Origin of the sequence: Streptomyces sp. C1-1 (genome assembly GCF_050214755.1) — a bacterium.
In the GTDB taxonomy this organism is placed as follows: domain Bacteria; phylum Actinomycetota; class Actinomycetes; order Streptomycetales; family Streptomycetaceae; genus Streptomyces.
The window spans coordinates 8,983,983-9,000,691 of record NZ_CP189826.1; the positions used below are offsets into that span (position 1 = coordinate 8,983,983).

Annotated in this window: 16 protein-coding genes and 1 pseudogene; 8 read left to right on the top strand and 9 right to left on the bottom strand. The window is 73.9% G+C overall.

Going from position 1 to position 16,709, the window contains the following annotated elements:
* Nucleotides 1–26 precede the first annotated feature (26 nt).
* The 3 genes from ACQF4J_RS40810 to ACQF4J_RS40820 all read left to right on the top strand — a co-directional run bounded on the left by ACQF4J_RS40810 (nt 27) and on the right by ACQF4J_RS40820 (nt 3,953).
* Nucleotides 27–965, top strand: coding sequence for a glutaminase (locus ACQF4J_RS40810; protein ID WP_351802824.1), 939 nt, complete (start codon nt 27–29; stop codon nt 963–965).
* Between the two features lie 232 nt (nt 966–1,197).
* A complete protein-coding gene (gene mptB / locus ACQF4J_RS40815; RefSeq protein ID WP_427168059.1) occupies nt 1,198–2,595 on the top strand; it encodes a polyprenol phosphomannose-dependent alpha 1,6 mannosyltransferase MptB in 1,398 nt (465 codons plus the stop codon).
* A complete protein-coding gene (locus ACQF4J_RS40820) occupies nt 2,592–3,953 on the top strand; it encodes a glycosyltransferase 87 family protein (RefSeq protein ID WP_427168060.1) in 1,362 nt (453 codons plus the stop codon). Before mptB ends, ACQF4J_RS40820 begins: the two co-directional genes overlap by 4 nt.
* 83 nt (nt 3,954–4,036) lie before the next feature.
* On the opposite strand, the pseudogene ACQF4J_RS40825 reads toward ACQF4J_RS40820, so the two are convergent.
* The 3 genes and pseudogenes from ACQF4J_RS40825 to rho all read right to left on the bottom strand — a co-directional run.
* Nucleotides 4,037–4,930 (bottom strand): annotated as a pseudogene (locus tag ACQF4J_RS40825) (D-alanyl-D-alanine carboxypeptidase family protein); the annotation flags it as partial.
* A 79-nt stretch (nt 4,931–5,009) separates the two neighbouring features.
* The gene (locus ACQF4J_RS40830; RefSeq protein ID WP_351584258.1) at nt 5,010–6,092 is read right to left on the bottom strand and encodes a hypothetical protein; all 1,083 of its coding nucleotides are present in this window, start codon (nt 6,090–6,092) and stop codon (nt 5,010–5,012) included.
* Nucleotides 6,093–6,163: 71 nt separating this feature from the next.
* Nucleotides 6,164–7,306: a transcription termination factor Rho gene (rho, locus tag ACQF4J_RS40835; RefSeq protein WP_427168061.1), complete on the bottom strand. Its 1,143-nt coding sequence runs from the start codon at nt 7,304–7,306 to the stop codon at nt 6,164–6,166.
* A gap of 500 nt (nt 7,307–7,806) precedes the next feature.
* On the opposite strand from rho, the gene ACQF4J_RS40840 reads away from it, so the two are divergent.
* The 3 genes from ACQF4J_RS40840 to ACQF4J_RS40850 are packed head-to-tail and all read left to right on the top strand — an operon-like array spanning nt 7,807 to nt 10,126.
* On the top strand, nt 7,807–8,529 hold the full coding sequence (locus ACQF4J_RS40840) for a YciI family protein (RefSeq protein ID WP_427168062.1): 723 nt from the start codon (nt 7,807–7,809) through the stop codon (nt 8,527–8,529).
* The gene (locus tag ACQF4J_RS40845; RefSeq protein ID WP_351584252.1) at nt 8,529–8,849 is read left to right on the top strand and encodes a YciI family protein; all 321 of its coding nucleotides are present in this window, start codon (nt 8,529–8,531) and stop codon (nt 8,847–8,849) included. The genes ACQF4J_RS40840 and ACQF4J_RS40845 overlap by 1 nt, the downstream gene beginning before the upstream one ends.
* Nucleotides 8,846–10,126, top strand: a complete 1,281-nt coding sequence (locus tag ACQF4J_RS40850) for an RNA polymerase sigma factor (RefSeq protein WP_351802835.1) — start codon at nt 8,846–8,848, stop codon at nt 10,124–10,126. Before ACQF4J_RS40845 ends, ACQF4J_RS40850 begins: the two co-directional genes overlap by 4 nt.
* Nucleotides 10,127–10,244: 118 nt before the next feature.
* Here the strand turns inward: ACQF4J_RS40850 and ACQF4J_RS40855 are convergent, their stop codons facing one another.
* Complete coding sequence (locus ACQF4J_RS40855) at nt 10,245–10,652, bottom strand: nuclear transport factor 2 family protein (protein ID WP_142149320.1); 408 nt, start codon at nt 10,650–10,652, stop codon at nt 10,245–10,247.
* 135 nt (nt 10,653–10,787) lie between these two features.
* Between ACQF4J_RS40855 and ACQF4J_RS40860 the strand changes: the two genes are divergently transcribed.
* Both ACQF4J_RS40860 and ACQF4J_RS40865 read left to right on the top strand, forming a co-directional pair.
* Nucleotides 10,788–11,510 carry a class I SAM-dependent methyltransferase gene (locus tag ACQF4J_RS40860; RefSeq protein WP_351584248.1) on the top strand — a complete coding sequence of 241 codons (723 nt, stop codon included), beginning with the start codon at nt 10,788–10,790 and terminating at the stop codon, nt 11,508–11,510.
* 121 nt (nt 11,511–11,631) lie between these two features.
* Complete coding sequence (locus tag ACQF4J_RS40865) at nt 11,632–11,856, top strand: DUF2180 family protein (protein WP_351584246.1); 225 nt, start codon at nt 11,632–11,634, stop codon at nt 11,854–11,856.
* A gap of 102 nt (nt 11,857–11,958) precedes the next feature.
* Here the strand turns inward: ACQF4J_RS40865 and ACQF4J_RS40870 are convergent, their stop codons facing one another.
* The 5 genes from ACQF4J_RS40870 to ACQF4J_RS40890 form a co-directional block, all read right to left on the bottom strand.
* Nucleotides 11,959–12,849 carry a universal stress protein gene (locus ACQF4J_RS40870; RefSeq protein ID WP_427168063.1) on the bottom strand — a complete coding sequence of 297 codons (891 nt, stop codon included), beginning with the start codon at nt 12,847–12,849 and terminating at the stop codon, nt 11,959–11,961.
* A gap of 162 nt (nt 12,850–13,011) precedes the next feature.
* Nucleotides 13,012–13,758, bottom strand: coding sequence for a GntR family transcriptional regulator (locus ACQF4J_RS40875; RefSeq protein WP_427168064.1), 747 nt, complete (start codon nt 13,756–13,758; stop codon nt 13,012–13,014).
* Between the two features lie 129 nt (nt 13,759–13,887).
* The gene (locus ACQF4J_RS40880; protein ID WP_351580451.1) at nt 13,888–15,054 is read right to left on the bottom strand and encodes a serine hydrolase domain-containing protein; all 1,167 of its coding nucleotides are present in this window, start codon (nt 15,052–15,054) and stop codon (nt 13,888–13,890) included.
* 89 nt (nt 15,055–15,143) lie between these two features.
* Entirely contained in the window at nt 15,144–15,548 is a 405-nt protein-coding gene (locus ACQF4J_RS40885; RefSeq protein ID WP_427168065.1) for a nuclear transport factor 2 family protein, read from the bottom strand.
* A 7-nt stretch (nt 15,549–15,555) separates the two neighbouring features.
* Nucleotides 15,556–16,524: an acetylxylan esterase gene (locus ACQF4J_RS40890; RefSeq protein WP_351580456.1), complete on the bottom strand. Its 969-nt coding sequence runs from the start codon at nt 16,522–16,524 to the stop codon at nt 15,556–15,558.
* Nucleotides 16,525–16,709 lie beyond the last annotated feature (185 nt).

Below are 16,709 nucleotides of genomic sequence, written 5' to 3' on the forward strand. Positions count from 1 at the left end.
AGCACCCTGACCGGCACGGAGGCACAATGGTGATCATGACAATGACGTCGTCCCGCGCCTTCCAGCCGGTCCTGGAGCGCATCGCCGAGGAGATGGAACGCACCCCCGGCCGCGGCCGGCCCGCCGACTACATCCCGGCGCTCGCCGCCCGGGACCCGAGCCGCTTCGGGATGGCGGTGGCGGAGCTGGACGGCACGGTGTACGGCGTGGGGGACTGGCGGGAGCCGTTCTCCACGCAGTCCATCACCAAGGTCTTCACCCTCGCCCTCGACCTGGCTCGCGAGGGCGACGAGCTGTGGGAGCACGTGGGCCGCGAACCCTCAGGCAACCCCTTCAACTCCCTGATCCAGCTGGAGTACGAGAACGGCATCCCGCGCAATCCCTTCATCAACGCCGGCGCGCTGGTCGTCACCGACCGCCTGCACACCCGTACCGGCGACGCGGCGGGCGAGCTGCTGGCCTTCCTGCGCACGGAGAGCGGCAACCCGGCGCTCGGCTTCGACGAGGACGTCGCCGCCTCCGAGGCGGGACACGGCGACCGCAACGCCGCCCTGGCCCACTTCATGGCGTCCTACGGCAACATCGACAACCCCGTCCCGCTCCTGCTCGACCAGTACTTCCGCCAGTGCTCCGTCACGGCCTCGTGCGCCGACCTCGCCCTGGCCACCACCTTCCTGGCCCGGCACGGCGTCCGCGCGGACGGCACCCGGCTGCTCACCCGCAGCCAGGCCAAGCAGGTCAACGCGGTGATGCTGACCTGCGGGACGTACGACGCGGCCGGCGAGTTCGCCTACCGGGTCGGCCTGCCCGGCAAGAGCGGGGTGGGCGGCGGGATCATCGCGGTCGTGCCGGGGCGCTGCACCCTGTGCGTGTGGAGCCCCGGGCTCGACGAGCGCGGCAACTCGGTGGCGGGGGTGGCGGCACTGGACCGCTTCACCACCCTGACGGGCCTGTCGGTGTTCTGAGCCGCAGTTCGCAGTACATCCGCAGAGCGTTGAACTCGGCGTGTTCGGAGCTGTCCGGCAGCGTCATCATCTCCGTCCGCTCGTGTGTCGTATGCCGTGGAGGCCCCTCGGCCCGGCGGAAGTCATCGCCGTGGCCACGGGATCACACGCCGGTCACATCCAGGTCCCCGACGCGAGGGCGGCGCGTCAATCTCCGGCCATCCGGCGTTGACACGCTTCCCGAGTGTTGGCCATGGCCTTTCCCGTCGATCTCCGCCGCTGCCAGGTGCTGGGGCTGGCCGGTACCGCCTTCCTCGCGCTGGGCGGGGAGACGGCCGGCGCCCTGCCCGTCGAGGAGCTGTCGGCCCCCGCGAACGTGCGCGTGGCGCTGGGGCTGGTCTGCGTGTACTTCGGTGTCGTCCTGCTGATCGCCGCCTGGCTGCTGCTGGGCAGGCTCGTGCGCGGCGCCGAGCCGCCCACGACACGGGCCCTGCTGCTGGTCCTCGCCGTGTGGGCGGCACCCCTGCTGCTCGCCCCGCCCCTGTTCAGCCGGGACGTCTACAGCTACCTCGCCCAGGGCGCCATGGTCGACGCCCACATGGACGTGTACACCTACGGCCCCGCCCACCTCGGCGGACCCCTCGCCGACGAGGTCCCCGCGCTGTGGCGGCACACGGCGACCCCGTACGGCCCGGTGTTCCTCGGCGTCGCCTCGGCCCTGACGGGCCTGACCCGCGGCGAACTGCCCGCCGGGCTGCTCGGCATGCGCCTGGTGGCACTGCTCGGAGTGGCCCTGATGGCGGCGGCGCTGCCCCGCCTCGCCCGCCACAGCGGCGCTGACCCCGCCCAGGCGCTCTGGCTCGGCGCCCTCAACCCGCTGGTCCTGCTGCACCTGGTGGCCGGCGCCCACAACGACGCGATCATGCTCGGACTGCTCGGCACGGGACTGGTGGCCGCGCTGGGCCGGTGGCCGGTGGCGGCGGCCGTGCTCGTCACCCTGGCCGCCCTGGTCAAGGCGCCCGCGGTGCTCGGTCTCGTGGCGGTCGTCGCGCTCGGTGTCCGCGCGGGCCTCGCACCGGCGCGCGCGGTGCTCACGACCGCCGCGGCCGCGGTCGCGACGACCGTCGCCACCACCGCCCTGACCGGCACCGGCTACGGCTGGATAGCGGCCCTGAAGACGCCCGTCTCCCCGCACAACTGGGCGCTGACCAGCCTGCTCGGCCGCGCCACCGCCGCCCTGCTCACCAGGGCCGGCAGCGATCTGGCCCCGCTCGCCGTCCCCGCCTGGCAGGCCGCCGGCCTCGTCGCCACCGCCGTCGCGATCCTCGTCATATGGAAGCGGCGGGGACGCCTGACCCCCGTGTACGCGCTCGGCCTCAGCCTGGCCGCGGTGGTCGTCCTCGGCCCGGCGATCCGCCCGTGGTACGCCCTGTGGGGGCTGTTCCTCATCGCCGCCGCGGCGCCCAGCACGCCGATACAGCGCCGTCTGGCGCTGGTCACGGGCGCGGTGGCGTTCCTCGCCCTGCCCAGCGGGGCGCCCGCGGGCACCGACGAACTGGTGCTGGCCGTCTCCGGCGGCCTGCTGGCCGTGGCCGTGCTGTGGCAGGTCCACCTGGCGGCGCAGGCCCCGGCCCTGGGACGCACCGCGTGAGGCCCCCCGCCACCGACCGCGGTCGGAGCCTGCTGGTCATGGCCGTCGCCGCCGCCGTCACGGCCTTCACCGCGACCGTGCCGCTGCTGCGGGACTGGTTCGACCTGCGCGTCTACTACGGCGCCGTCGACACCTGGATCCACCACGGCGGCCGGCTCTACGACTACCGGGTGCCGGGGACGACGTACGGCTTCACCTACCCGCCGTTCGCCGCGGTCGCCATGCTGCCCATGGCCCTCGTCGGACTGCGCACGGCGATCGTCCTCGCCCTGCTGCTCAACCTGGCGGCCCTCGCGCTGATCGCGCACCTGCTGACGGACGGGGCGTGGCGGCGCCTGGGCTGGTTCGGCTGCGCGCTGGGCGCCTGTCTGCTCGCCCTGTTCGAGCCCCTGCGCGACACGTTCAGCTTCGGCCAGGTCAACCTCCTGCTGCTCGCCCTGGTGCTGATCGACGCCCGGCTGCTGCGCACCGGAGACGACCGCTGGGCGGGCGCCGGCATCGGCCTCGCGGCGGCGGTCAAACTCACCCCCGCCGTCTTCATCGGTCTGCTGCTGCTCGCAGGCCGCCGAAGAGCGGCCGCCACGGCGGCTGTTGTGGCGTGCGCGGCGACCGCACTCGCCGCGTGGGTGGCCCCGGGCGCCTCCCGCTTCTACTGGACACGGGCCCTGTGGGACACCAGCCGGGTGGGCCGCATGGACTACGTCTCCAACCAGTCGCTCCAGGGCGTCCTGGCCCGTCTCGGCGTGACGGACCGCGCCGTGTGGGCATGCGTCGTCCTCGTGGTGCTCGCCGTATGGGCCCGGCGGACCCGGTCGGCTCTCGCCGCGGACGACTGGTCGGGCGCCTTCGCCCTGACCGGTCTGACCGCGTGTCTGGTCAGCCCGATCACCTGGGTGCACCACCTGGTGTGGGTGCTGCCGGCGCTCGCGGTGCTGGTCCGCGCCGGGCACCCGCGGACCGCCGGTGCCCTGTACGCGGTGATGTGCACCAGCGTGGTGTGGCTGTGGTTCGACGACGCTTCCGGCATCGACGGATTCCTGGGCGCCAACACCTACGCGTGGATCACCCTAGGTCTGCTGCTGCGGCTGCCCGTCGCTCAACCCTCCGACGAGCGCGGAACCCTGCCCCGCAGCACGAACGCCACCGCACCGGCGCCCAGCGCGGCGGCCCCCGAGATGACACCGGTCTCCGGCCATCCGGGCCCGCCCCCGGGTACGGCCACCGCGGCCACGGCGGCCACCGGCGCGGCGTGCGGACCCGGCCTGGGCCGCACCCGCAACCCGTCCAACGACCCCACCGGCGCCACCCGCCCGGCCGCCCCGAACCCCCAGTCGAGCAGCTCACGGGCCTCCTCGTAGACGGTGAACCCGCCACCGGCCTGAGGGTTCATCACCGTGACGACGAGGGTCCGCCCGCCCCGCCGGGCGGCGGCGACGAGGGTGTTGCCCGCGTTGGTCGTGTAGCCGTTCTTGACACCGATCAGCCCGCGGTACGGCTCCACACCGTCCGCGCCGGTCAGCAGCCGATTGGTGTTCCGGATGCCGTACCACCCTCCGGCGCCGTCCGGGAACTCCGCCTCGGCCGTGCCGCAGTACCGTGCGAAGTCCGCGTTGCGCAGCCCGGACCGGCCGAAGACCGCGAGGTCGTACGCCGACGACACCTGCCCCGGCGTGTCGTAGCCGTCGGGCGAGCGCACCTGGGTGTCCAGCGCGCCGAGGGCCCGCGCCTCGGCCTGCATCCGGGCGGCCGTCGTCGCCCAGCCGCCGTTGAGGGAGGCGAGGACGTGCACCGCGTCGTTGCCGGAGTTCAGGAACACCCCGCGCCACAGGTCGGCGACGGTGTACGTGTGTCCTTCGGCGACCCCGACCATGCTGCTGCCGGGCCCGATGCCCGCCAACTCCTCCTCCCGCACCCGGTGGCGGATGCCGCCCGGCAGGGTCGGCAGCACGGTGAGCGCGAACAGGGTCTTCAGGGTGCTGGCGGGCGGCAGCCTGCGATGCGCGTCGTGCGCGGCGAGCACCTCGCCGCTGCGGGCGTCGGCCACCAGCCACGACAGCGCGGAGACGTCGGGCAGCGCGGGAGCGTCGCGGTGCGGGCGCACGAGTGTGCCGTGCCGGTACAGGAGCGCCGGGCGCGGCATCGCAGCCCTCGGCCCGCCGGCCGGGCCCGGCTTCGGCGCCGCGGCCGCCGCGACGGGCGCGAGCGCCAGGACGCCCGCCACACAGACCGCGCAGGTCGCGGCAGCGGCCCGGGGCATGCGGAACGCGGCCGCCTTCCTGGGCGTGAGGAACGCGACCGCGGTTCGAGGCATACGGAAAGAGAATCCGATGGTCATATCGTCAACGTAGGAATCGGGCCGGCGTTCGGGCCGATGGCCGGGCCGGGCCGCGGTCGGGAGCACCCGGATGCCGCAGTCACCCGGAGGCGTCGGCGGTCTTCCGGTGTCCGGCCAGCCGCAGCGTCACGACGGCCGCGATCCCCGCGACGGCGCCGAAGGTGAGCGCGGCCGGCACGCCGCCGCCGAGATCGGCGAGCAGGGACACCGGCCCGCGCACGGCGGTGGTGTCGTCCATCGCCCAGTGCAGGAGCTGGCTCGCCAGCAGGCCCAGCACGGTCGCACAGACGGCGCCCGCCGCCATCGCCGGCACCGTGGCCTCGGTGAGGAGGGCAGGCAGCAGCCGCAGTGCCCACCACACCACGGCGAGCACGAGCACGTCGGCGGCCCGGTACAGCAGCCAGTCGCCCAGGGGCGTGGTCGACGGGTCGCTCCAGGCGCCCAGCAGCAGCCACTCGCGCAGCAGGTCGCCGGGCTCGGACAGCAGCCCCTCGCCGGGGAAGGACGTCTGGATCCAGGCCGCCACCGACTGGTACGACAGGACCACCAGCGACAGCGCCACCACCGCGGTTCCGGCGCTCGCCGCCAGACGGGCCGCGAGCGGCGGCACGTTCCGCCGCGGCAGCGGTTCCGCGTCGTTGTCCAGGACACGCGCCACCACGACCGCGACCGGGGCGGTCAGCAGCCCCGCGAACACCGCGACCGGACCGCCCGAGGCGATCACGCCCGCCAGCTGCGGCAGCACCCGGAAACTGCCGTGCCCCCGCGAGGCGATCAGCCACGGCGCCGACACGGTCACGGCCAGCGTCGCCGCCACCGGCGCCCAGGCCCACAGTGCGAGCAGCGTGGCCGGCGTACGGCCCTGTACGGGCGGCAGCCGCCGCAGCAGGAGCAGGGCACCGGCCAGGAAGAACACGAAGAGCGCCACGAACCTGATCTGCATCGCGGTGCGGTAGAGGTCGGTGTACGGGCCGCCGCCGCCCGCGCCCGAGAACGACCAGGGTGAGAGCAGGACTCTGAGGGCGGTCGTGGACTCGAAGTCGAACACGTTGCCCGTGCCCTGGAGTTGGAGTGCCGAGGCGCTCGCTCCCGCCCACAGCATCAGCAGGGTGAGCAGGGCGCCTCCGACCGCTGCCGGTATGAGCGCGCGCCGATATGTCATGTGCCGTACCCCCGTGTCGAACCTGTGGTCTGCATGTGCAGGTCAGCCCGAAGGATAAGGGGCGCGGTTCGTCAGCCGTTCGGCAGTGTCGGCTGGATGCGGCGCAGGAAGGCCGAGTTGTCCGGGGTGTCGCGCATGCGCTCCAGAAGGGTCTCCAGGCTCGCCTGCCCGTCCCGTGTCTGCAGGGCGCGCCGCAGTCCGCGTACGGTGGTCAACTCGGCGGGGGAGAGGAGGAGTTCCTCGCGGCGGGTGCCGGAGGGGTTGATGTCGACGGCCGGGAAGACGCGGCGCGAGGCAAGTTCGCGGCTGAGGCGCAGCTCCATGTTGCCGGTGCTCTTCAACTCCTCGAAGAAGTAGTCGTCGGCGCGCGAGCCGGTCTCCACCAGCGCGGTGGCGAGGATCGTCAGCGAACCGCCCTCCTCGGCGAGCCGGGCGGCCCCGAAGAACCGCTTCGGGCCGAGCAGCGCGGAGGCGTCCACGCCGCCGCTGAGCGTACGACCGCTCGACGCGGCCGCGTTGTTGTGCGCCCGGCACAGCCGGGTCAGGGAGTCGAGGAGGATCACGACGTCCTCGCCGGCCTCGACGAGCCGCTTCGCCCGCTCGATGACGAGTTCGGCGAGCGCGATGTGCTGCTTGGGACCCCGGTCGAAGGTGGAGGCGTACACCTCGCCGCGCACGGAGCGCCGCATCTCGGTGACCTCCTCGGGCCGTTCGTCCAGCAGCACCACCATCAGGTGGCACTCGGGGTGGTTGCCGGCGACGGCGGCCGCGATCTGCTGCAGCAGCACGGTCTTGCCGGTCTTGGGCGGCGCCACGATCAGGCCGCGCTGGCCCTTGCCGACGGGCGAGACGAGGTCGGTGACGCGCCCCGCGAGCCCGGCCGCCGGGTGCTCCAGGCGGATGCGCTGCCGGGGATGCAGCGGGGTGAGGTCGCGGAAGTGCGGGCGGCCGCGGAGTTCGTCGGGCGTGCGCCCGTTGACCCGGACGACCTCGGTGAGCGCGCGCCGGCCGTCGCGCACACCTTCGACCAGGTCGCCCTTGCGCAGGCCGTGACGGCGGATCAGCGCGGGCGGAACCGGCAGGTCGGACGGTGTGGCGTGCAGGCTGCCGGCGCGCAGGTGGCCCTTGCCGCCCGCGTCGATGTCGAGGACACCGCCGGCGACCTGGGCCTGGGGTTCTTGCCTGACAGGGGGGTGTTCGAGAGTGGTGGTCATGTTGTTCGGTCCTTTCGAGGACGAATGCCATGGGACATGCGGGAGGGAGGGGAAGGCCGCGAGAGGAAGGCGGACATGCGCATTCGGCGGCGGGAACGGCACCTCGGTGCGGGGCGGAGAACGCGCCGGTCACGAGGTGGTGGTGAGAAGCCGGTGCGCCGGCCGGAGGACGGCGGGCGGGCGGCCAACTGAAGTGGAACTGGCACCGGCGCCCTCAACGGGGCGTACACAAGTGCTAGCAGAACGGTACCACAGGGGCCGCGGGCCCAAACCGGTCGACTGCTCACCGGCGTCAACACGTCGAGGACTCCGCCTATTCCGCTCGGGGCGCAGCTGTGCATCACGGTGCCGAGCCGACGGTGCAGACCGCGTGGGCGTAGAGGACGAGCCGAGAGAGGCCGGGGCACGCGCTCCGGCCTCTCGGCACGCCCGGGTGTCGATTCGGTGCGGTCCCGTTCGTCGGTGGGGTGTAGGAAGCTCATGACGACCGGGAGGACCCCATGAAGTACATGCTGCTCGTCTGCGGCGACGACACCGCCGACGCCTCCGGCATGGCACCCGTCGAACCCTGGGTGGAGGAGCTCGGGGAGCGCGGCGCACGACTGCACGGCCACCGGCTGGCCCTGCCCGCCGAGGCGGTCACCGTGCGGGTGCGCGGAGGCGAGGTCCTGCGCACCGACGGCCCCTTCGCCGAGACCAAGGAGTACGTCGCCGGATTCGACGTCCTGGAGTGCGACAGCCTGGAGGAGGCCGTCGAGGCGGCCGCCGCGCACCCCGTGGCCACCATCGGTGCCATGGAGGTACGGCCTTTCTGGCCGATGGGCGACGACGAGGACCCCGAGAGCGCGATCCGCGCCCTCGACACGGAGCTCAGCACCGCCTTCAGCGCCCGCGACGTCGACCGCGCGCTGGCCTGCTACACACCGGACGCGGACGTCTTCCACCTCGCCGACGGCCGGGAGCGCCAGGGCCTGAAAGCCCACCGGGAGGCGCTGCGGGAGCTGTTCGCGTCCGTCACCGGCCCCGTGAACCGCGAGGTATTGGACCTCCGCGTGAACGTGGACGAGAGCGTCGGCTTCACCCACGCCCTCGTCCGGCTGACGGCGGCCCGGGCAGACGGCACGGCGCTCGACGAGACACTGCGGGTGACCACGGGCTACCGCGACACCGGCCTGCGCCGGCTGATCACCCACGAACACGCCGTGTCCCTGAAGGGGGCGTGATGCGGTACGCCCTCCTGGTCCGTTCCCCTGTGGGCGGTGATGAAGAGCGGCCGGAGGAGGACGCCGAGGGCCCGCGGGACGTTTCGGCGGGGCGAGTCACCGGCGGCGTACGGTTGCGGCCGGCCGCCGACGCCACCACCGTCCGCGTCCGGGGCGGTGAAGTCCTGCTCGGCGACGGGCCGTTCGAGCCGAGCGAGGAGGACCTCACCACGATCGCCTTCATCGACGTCGACGACCTCGACGAGGCGATCGCCCTGGCCGCCGGGCATCCGTACGCCTGTGGCGGCGGTTCGGTCGAGGTACGACCGGTCTGGGAGTGAGCACCACGGACGACGTCGAGGCGGCCGTCGCCGCCGCCTTCCGCGAGGAATGGGGCCAGGTCGTGGCCACCCTCATCCGGGTGACCGGCGACTGGGACCTGGCCGAGGAGTGCGCGCAGGACGCCTTCGCCCAGGCCCTCGACCGGTGGCGGCGCGACGGCGTCCCGCGCCGCCCCGGCGCCTGGCTGACCACCACCGCCCGCAACCGCGCCCTCGACGTCCTGCGCCGCAGGGCGGTCGGGGCGGCCAGACTCCGGGAGGCCGCCGTGCTGGCCCGTGACGAGGGACCGTACGACCCCGAGTACGACCGCGACGACAGCGGCGTCCAGGACGACCGGCTGCGCCTGATCTTCACCTGCTGCCACCCCGCCCTGCCCGTCGAGGCCCGGGTCGCCCTGACCCTGCGCACCCTCGCGGGCCTGACCACACCGGAGATCGCCCGCGCCTTCCTCGTGCCCGAGGCGACCATGGCCCAGCGCCTGGTGCGGGCCAAGAGGAAGATCCGCAACGCCGGGATCCCCTACCGGGTACCGCCCGCCCACCTCCTGCCCGAACGCACCACCGGCGTCCTCGGCGTGGTCTACCTCCTGTTCAACGAGGGCTACGCCGCCACCTCCGGGGCCGAGCTGGTGCGTACCGACCTGTGCGCGGAGGCCGTCCGCCTCGCCCGGCTGCTGGCCCGCCTGATGCCCGACGAACCGGAGACTCTCGGCCTGCTCGCCCTCCTGCTGCTGCACGACGCGCGGCGGCACACGCGCGTGGACGCCGCCGGCGACCTGGTGACCCTGGAGGACCAGGACCGCACGGCCTGGGACCGGGCCGAGATCGACGAGGGCACCGCGCTGGTGGAGACGGCCCTGCGCCGCGGGCGGCCCGGGCCGTACCAGATCCAGGCGGCCATCGCGGCCTGCCACGCCGAAGCCGCCACGGCGGAGGACACCGACTGGGCGGACATCGCCGCGCTCTACGACGCCCTGCTCCGCTTCGTGCCCTCCGCCGTCGTCCGGCTCAACCGCGCCGTCGCCGTCGGCATGGCCGAGGGCCCGGACGCCGGGCTCGCCCTGGTCGCCGAACTGGAACGCGACGGCGACCTCGCCGACTACCACCTGCTCCCCGCCACGCGCGCCGACCTGCTGCGCCGCGACGGACGTACGGCCGAGGCGGCCGAGGCCTACGAGCGGGCGCTGGAACTCGTGGAGAACGACACCGAACGGAGGTTCCTGGAGAAACGGCTCGCGGAGTGTCGATCGGCGGAGGGCCGTTCGTCGGTGGAGTGAGACCACCACTCACCATCGAGGAGACCGCGATGCCCCCGCCCCGACCCGGCAGACTCCGCCGAGCCCTCACCCCCGGCGCGAGCTACACGGGCGCCCTGGTCCTCACCGTCGCGTGACGTCAGGAGGCGGAGGCGGACCGCGCCTCCGCCTCCTTGGCGATCTCCTCGAACCGCGCGCCCATGGCCGCCGCCAGCGCCTGGGCGCCGGACAACGGCCGGACCATGACCGTGAACTCGTCGATCAGGCCGTCCTCGTCCAGGTGGATGAAGTCGCAGCCCGTCAGCTCGCGGTCGCCCACCCGCGCGGCGAACACGAGGGCATGGTCGCGGCCGTCGGGCCCGGCGAGCTCGCGCTCGTACCGGAAGTCCTCGAAGACCTGCGCCACCGCCCGCAGGATCGCCGCCGTGATCGCCTTGCCCGGGTACGGCTTGAACACCACCGGGCTGGAGAACACGACGTCCTCCGCCAGCAGCGCCTCGACCGCGTCGAGATCACCCGCCTCGACCGCCTCGCGGAACGCGCGCATCGATCACTCCATAGTGAACTAGTGGAATAGGTGCCGATGACACTAGCCAGTCCGCGGGAGCCTGTCCATGGGCGGCTCTCCGTGAGGAGCCGTCCCGGCGGCCGTCCACGACCGGCGTCCCCTAAGCTGACGGAGATGTTCAGCCCCCAAGGCCCCAGCCTGCGCGAACTCGCCGTCCAGGCGCTCTCGTCCGTCGAGCGCGGATACGACCTGCTCGCGCCGAAGTTCGACCACACCCCCTTCCGGACGCCCGAGGCGGTGCTCGATGCCGTCGCGGCGGCCCTCGCCCGCACCGGGCCCTACCAGGCGGGGCTCGACCTGTGCTGCGGCACCGGCGCGGGGGTCGAGGTGCTCGGCCGGGTCTGCCGGGAGAGCGTGACCGGGGTCGACTTCAGCGCGGGGATGCTCGCCGTGGCCCGGAAGAACATCCGGCCGGCGGGGCCGGACGTCTCCTGGGTGCGGGCCGACGCCCGGGCGCTGCCGTTCCGCCCGGCCTTCGACCTGGTGGTCAGCTTCGGGGCGTTCGGCCACTTCCTGCCAGGCGAACTGCCGGGCCTGTTCCGGCAGGTGCACGCGGTGCTCCGGCCGGGCGGCTGTTTCGCCTTCCCCGTCCTCGCGCCGCCCCGGCCCTCGTCGCCGGCCTACTGGATGCTGCTCGGCTTCGACGCCGCCATGCGGGTGCGCAACGCCGTGTGGCGCCCGCCGTTCGTCATGTACTACCGGGCCTTCCGGCTCGGGGACGTCCGGCGGGAGCTGGAGGGCGCCGGATTCCGCGTCGGCCTCGAAGCGCTGCCGGAGTTCGGGCGGCGCGGCGACGGGAGCCCGCGGGTGCGGCTGGTGCGGGCCGTCAGGGTCTGAGGGCGGGCCTCGACGGCGGGGGCTGGGCCGTCGGTCCCGGGAAAGGCCCGACCGGCCCGGCGCCACGGGCCGCGCCGCGCGCGACGATGAGAGTGCGCAAAGGGGCTCAGGGAGGTGCGTCGTGAACTGCTACGACTGCGCGCTCAAGGACACGACGGCCCCGGCGGTCGCGGTGTGCGACCGCTGCGGCTGCGGTGTGTGTCTGCGGCACGCCCATGTCGTCGGACGGCTGATGGAGCGGGTCCCCGGCTCGGGACCGAGCGTCGGCCGCAGGCTCGCGCGGCGCGTGACATGTCCCTCGTGTCACGAGGCCGAGGACTTCGACCATGTGCGGTGCGCCGGCTGAGCGGTCCTGCCCGGCACGCCGGGCGGCCGGGGTCAGCTGTCCTCTCCCGCACGCAGGGCGGCCGGGGTCAGCTGTCCTCTCCCGCACGCAGGGCGGCCGGGTTCAGTCGTGCGGGACGACGGCGACCGGGCACGGCATGTGGTGCAGGGCCGCGTGGGTCACCGGCCCGAGCTTCCAGGTCAGGTGGGAGGGATTGCGCTCCCGTCCCAGCACGGTGAGTCGGCTGTGCTCCGCGGCGTACAGCAGCACCGCGGTGGCCGGCCCGGCCGTCACCTGCTCCACGACCAGGACGTGGGGGAACTTCTCCCGCCAAGGGGCCAGTGCGGCCGCCAGCCGGGCGTGTTCCTCGGCCTCGTGGCGGCTGTCGGCGTGACCGGCGGCCATCGCGTGCAGCGGGGACACCGTGCCGAACGGCGGCAGCGCCCGCACCGCGCGCACCCGGGCCCGGCGCGAGTCGGCCGCCGTGAACGCGAACTCGAGCAGCGGGTCGGCGGCCGGGCCCGTCTCCTTCACGCCGACGACGACCTCGCCGGGTTCCGCCGCCGCGGGATGGCCCGAACCGTCCTCGACCGCCGGGTCACCGGCCCGGACCACGACGGCCGGACACCGCGCGCGCCCCAGGACGTAGAGGCTGGTGGAACCGAGCAGGAAGCTCGCCGTGGAACCGTGTCCCCGGCTGCCGAGCACCAGCAGCTCCGCGAGCCCGCCGAGGTCCAGCAGCGCTTCCGATGCGGGCGTCGACGTCAACTCCGTGGTCAGCCTCAGACCGGGGTAACGGCGCAGCAGTTCGGTCTCGGCCCGCTGCAGCAGCCGCCCGCCGTTCCGCTGCCTGCCGAGTGCCTCGCGGGCGGGCGGCACGTCGAGTGGCTGCGTGGACCAGGAGTGAAGCAGTAGCAGCGGCCGCCCTCTGGTCACGGCCTCGCGGGCGGCCCACCACGCGGCCGTCGTCCCGGCCGGGGAGCCGTCGATTCCGACGACGACAGGTCCGGTCATGGCCCACCTCCGGTCCCGGCGCGGCACCCGGGGGCGCCGCGCCGCGCGCAGTCCCCTTCTTCAGGATCGCCGTCGCCCTGCCGCCGGGGCAGGGCCGGAAGGTGCGCCACGTGGGCCGTTCGGCCCGTCCCGGCATGCCGCCAGGTCGCCCGGCTCCACCGCTCAGCCCGCCGCCGGGAGCGTGAACTCGTAGACCAGGGCCTCCTGTTGGGCGTCCACCAGCAGGTCGGTGATCTCCAGCGGACGCGCGTACTGGTCGTGCACGCGCCGTCTCACCCGCACCGAGGGCGCGTCGGCGAGCGGGGTGATGGAGTCGCGGTGGTGCAGGGTCAGGCCCGCCTTGCGCATCCAGTCGTAGGCCCGGTGCAGCTGGGCCGTGGCGGCACCGTCTGCGCGGTCGCGGTAGCGGGCCAGTTCCTCGACCTCCGACAGGGCGACGGCGGAGAAGGAGGTCACGGCGGTACGGCGGCCCCGGCCGTCGGCGCCCGCGGACTCGTAGCGGTGCACCAGTGTCGGCCGGTGCGGGGCCAGCCCGAGGGCCTCGGCGTGCTCGGGCGGGGGAGCCTCCCAGGTGACCGTGGCCCGGTCGACCGCGCCGCCGGGGTCGGTGGCCCGGGCGCCGACCGGGAAGGTCAGCGAGGACGGGCTCCGTACCGCAGGCCCCGGCAGCGTGGCGTGGCTGCCCCGCCGGTCGGTGGCGACCAGGCCGTCCCGGCGCAGCAGCTCCAGCGCCTGCCGTACGGTCTCCCGGCTGACCCCCAGATGCTCGGCCAACTTCCGTTCGCTCGGCAGTCGTTCACCCGGCGGGATGCCGCCGTCGCGCAGCTCGTCCAGCAGGCGCGTGGCGACGCGCCAGTACAGCGGCGGATCGGGGACGGGGGAGTGGTCGTGCGGGGTGGTGCGGGCCATGCCGCGCCTCCTGTTGGTGACGTGCGGTAGCCGTGCGGGCTCGGTGCGCCACCAGATCTAGCATTGGTCTAAACCACCAGGGAAGGGTGGGCGGGCGGTTCGGCCGAAACCGAACCGCCGGGCCCGGGCTCACAAGGCGCCGTAGAGGGCCTCGATCAGTGCCGTCTTCCGCGGGTCGTCGGCGATATGAGGCCCCATCCGGTTCATGACGTACCCCAGCGACACCTCCGCCTCGGGGTCGGCCAGCCCGCAGGAGCCGCCGAAGCCGTCGTGTCCGAAAGCCCTCGGGTTGGGCCCGTAGGAGCCGTTCGGCCCGCTCAGCCACAGGCCGAGCCCGATCTCCGTATCGGCCCCCAGTCCGGGGCCGAGCACCAGGTCCCGGCACCTGCCCTGACCCTCGCGCACCCGCTCCGCCGCCTCCGGGGACAGCACGCGCCGGCCGCCGTACGACCCCCGTCCCGCGAAGATCCCGTACAGGGCGGCGACCGCCCGCGCCGTGCCGTGCCCGTTCGCGGCCGGGATCTCCGCGGCCCGCCACTCCGGCGTGTTCGCCTCGGCCGCGCCCACCAGGGGATTGGCCAGCGCGGCGAGCACCGCGGGCGTCAACCGGCCGAAGGCCGCGGCCTGTTCGCTGTCGGAGGCGGCCGGCGGATGCACCAGCTCGGCGGCCCGCCCCGCCTCCTTCTCGGGCAGGCCGATGGTGAAGTCGATCCCCAGCGGTCCGGTCACCTCACGCTCCAGGAAGGCGCCCGGCGACAGCCCCGAGATCCGCCGAACGACCTCCCCGACCAGGTGGCCGAAGGTGAGCGCGTGATATCCGGACACCGTCCCCGGCTCCCACCACGGCTCCGTCGCCGCCAGCCGCCGCGTCGTCAGCTCCCAGTCGTAGAGCTGCTCGACCGAGTGCGGCTCACGCAGGCCCGACAGGCCGGACCGGTGCGACAGCAGGTGACGTACGAGGACCTTCTCCTTGCCGGCCGCGGCGAACTCGGGCCAGTACTCGGCCACCGGCGCGTCGAAGTCGAGCAGCCCCCGGTCCGCCAGGATGTGCGCGCACAGCGCGGTCGGCCCCTTCGACGTCGACCACACGTTGGCCAGGGTCTCCCGCTCCCAGGGCCGGGTGCGGTCCGCGTCGGCCCAGCCGCCCCACAGATCCACCACGACTTCACCGCCGACGGTCACCGTGACCGCGGCGCCCAGCTCCGCCCGTTCACGGAAGTTCTCCTCGAACGCCGTCCGCACCGCCTCGAACCGCGCGTCGCAGTGTCCCCGCGCGACTGGCTCGCGTTCCGCCATGGGCCCCTCCGTCCTCCGCCGGAAGCCCGGGCCGCACCGCCGCGATCCGGGCCCCCCGAACGTACCGACTGGTCGGACTGGAGGGAAGGTCAGAGGAGGAACAGGTCGCCGGCCGGCTCCTCGTGGCCGTCCGCCGTGTGCCAGTAGTCCCGTGTCGCGACCGCCAGACCGGCTTCGTCGAACCGCACGAACACGCAGCCCGCCAGGGTGGACGGCGCTCCCTCCTCCTCGGCCAGCACCCGGAACTCGGCCACGGCGACCCCGTCCGCGCCGACGACCGGCGCCGAGAAGCGCACGTCCGTCACCCGCTCCCGCGCGAAGGACCAGCGCAGGTAGTCGGCCAGTTCGGCCCGGCCCCGGTGCGGCCGGCGGAACGGCATGGACCGGTGGACGCACTCCTCGGCGTACAGCGGCAGCAGGGCGTCCACGTCGTGCGCGGCCCAGGCCCGCTCCCAGACCCGGACGAAGCGTTCCGCGGCCTCACGTGTCTCCATGCCGGACTCAGGCGTACGCCCGCAGCCACTTCACCTTGGCCGCCTCCTGGTAAGGCCCCCCGCCCTCATGGTCGTTGAACTCGTACACCTCGATCCGCTTGTCGTCGTGCGCCCAGTTGTGGAACGCCGCGTAGACAGTCGAGGGCGGGCAGGTCTGGTCCTCCAGGGCCGCCGAGAACAGGGCGGGCGCGCGGCCGCGGGTGGCGAAGTGGACGCCGTCGAAGTAGGAGAGAGTGCGCAGGGCGTCCTCGGTGCGGCCGCGGTGGGTCTTGAGGAACAGGCCGATCTCCCGGTAGGGGTGACGGTCCGTCACGGTGGTCGCGCGCGGGAAGTCGCACAGGAAGGGGACGTCCGGGGCGATCGCGACCAGGTCCGGGACCAGGCCGCCCACGGCGATCGTGATGCCGCCGCCCTGGCTGCCGCCGGTCGCCACCGTGCGGGAGGCGTCGGTCAGCGGATGCGAGCGGGCCGCCTCGACGGCACGCACCGCGTCGGTGAACACGCGGCGGTAGTAGTAGTTCTCGGGCGCGTCGATGCCACGGGTCATGAAACCGGGGTACGCCGGGGCGCCGCCCATCGGGTCCGCGGTACCGCCACCGCCGCCCCAGGCGCTGCCCTGGCCGCGCGTGTCCATCACGAAGTGCGCCCGGCCCGTCGACGCCCACAGCAGGTGCTCGTGCGGGAGCCCGCGCCCGCCGCCGTAACCGATGAACTCCACGACCAGCGGGACCGGTTCCCGCGTCCCGGCGGGAAGCGTCAGCCAGCCCTTCACCGGGTGGCCGCCGAACCCGGCGAACGTCACGTCGTACACCTGGACCGTCGTCAGCCCCGTGTCGACCGGCTCGAAGCGGGCGTCAAGGTCGTGCTCCCGGGCCTCCCGCAGGGTCTTGGACCAGAACGCGTCGAAGTCCGTGGGCTCGACGGACGCGCTGCGGTACTCGTGGAGCTCGTCGAGGGGGAGGTCGAACAGGGCCATGCAGGACCGCCTTCGAGTCGGGACCGTACCGTTGATCACACCGTACGTGGGTGGTCGGACGACTCGCCAGACCCTTGCCTCTCGACCTCCGGACCGCGAGGGTCCGCCATCGGTGAAGGATTCGCTGGTCGTGGACGCGGGGACAGTCGGCGTCCGACGGATCGGACGGGCGCCGACGCCCGCGG

Bases quoted from the DNA above. Each gene is read 5' to 3' on its own strand.
- ACQF4J_RS40860 (WP_351584248.1), top strand. From the start codon at position 10,788: ATGTTCAGCCCCCAAGGCCCCAGCCTGCGCGAACTCGCCGTCCAGGCG.
- mptB (WP_427168059.1), top strand. From the start codon at position 1,198: ATGGCCTTTCCCGTCGATCTCCGCCGCTGCCAGGTGCTGGGGCTGGCC.
- ACQF4J_RS40880 (WP_351580451.1), bottom strand. From the start codon at position 15,054: ATGGCGGAACGCGAGCCAGTCGCGCGGGGACACTGCGACGCGCGGTTC.
- ACQF4J_RS40830 (WP_351584258.1), bottom strand. From the start codon at position 6,092: ATGACATATCGGCGCGCGCTCATACCGGCAGCGGTCGGAGGCGCCCTG.
- rho (WP_427168061.1), bottom strand. From the start codon at position 7,306: ATGACCACCACTCTCGAACACCCCCCTGTCAGGCAAGAACCCCAGGCC.
- ACQF4J_RS40890 (WP_351580456.1), bottom strand. From the start codon at position 16,524: ATGGCCCTGTTCGACCTCCCCCTCGACGAGCTCCACGAGTACCGCAGC.
- ACQF4J_RS40870 (WP_427168063.1), bottom strand. From the start codon at position 12,849: ATGACCGGACCTGTCGTCGTCGGAATCGACGGCTCCCCGGCCGGGACG.
- ACQF4J_RS40875 (WP_427168064.1), bottom strand. From the start codon at position 13,758: ATGGCCCGCACCACCCCGCACGACCACTCCCCCGTCCCCGATCCGCCG.
- ACQF4J_RS40840 (WP_427168062.1), top strand. From the start codon at position 7,807: ATGAAGTACATGCTGCTCGTCTGCGGCGACGACACCGCCGACGCCTCC.
- ACQF4J_RS40885 (WP_427168065.1), bottom strand. From the start codon at position 15,548: ATGGAGACACGTGAGGCCGCGGAACGCTTCGTCCGGGTCTGGGAGCGG.
- ACQF4J_RS40845 (WP_351584252.1), top strand. From the start codon at position 8,529: ATGCGGTACGCCCTCCTGGTCCGTTCCCCTGTGGGCGGTGATGAAGAG.
- ACQF4J_RS40810 (WP_351802824.1), top strand. From the start codon at position 27: ATGGTGATCATGACAATGACGTCGTCCCGCGCCTTCCAGCCGGTCCTG.
- ACQF4J_RS40855 (WP_142149320.1), bottom strand. From the start codon at position 10,652: ATGCGCGCGTTCCGCGAGGCGGTCGAGGCGGGTGATCTCGACGCGGTC.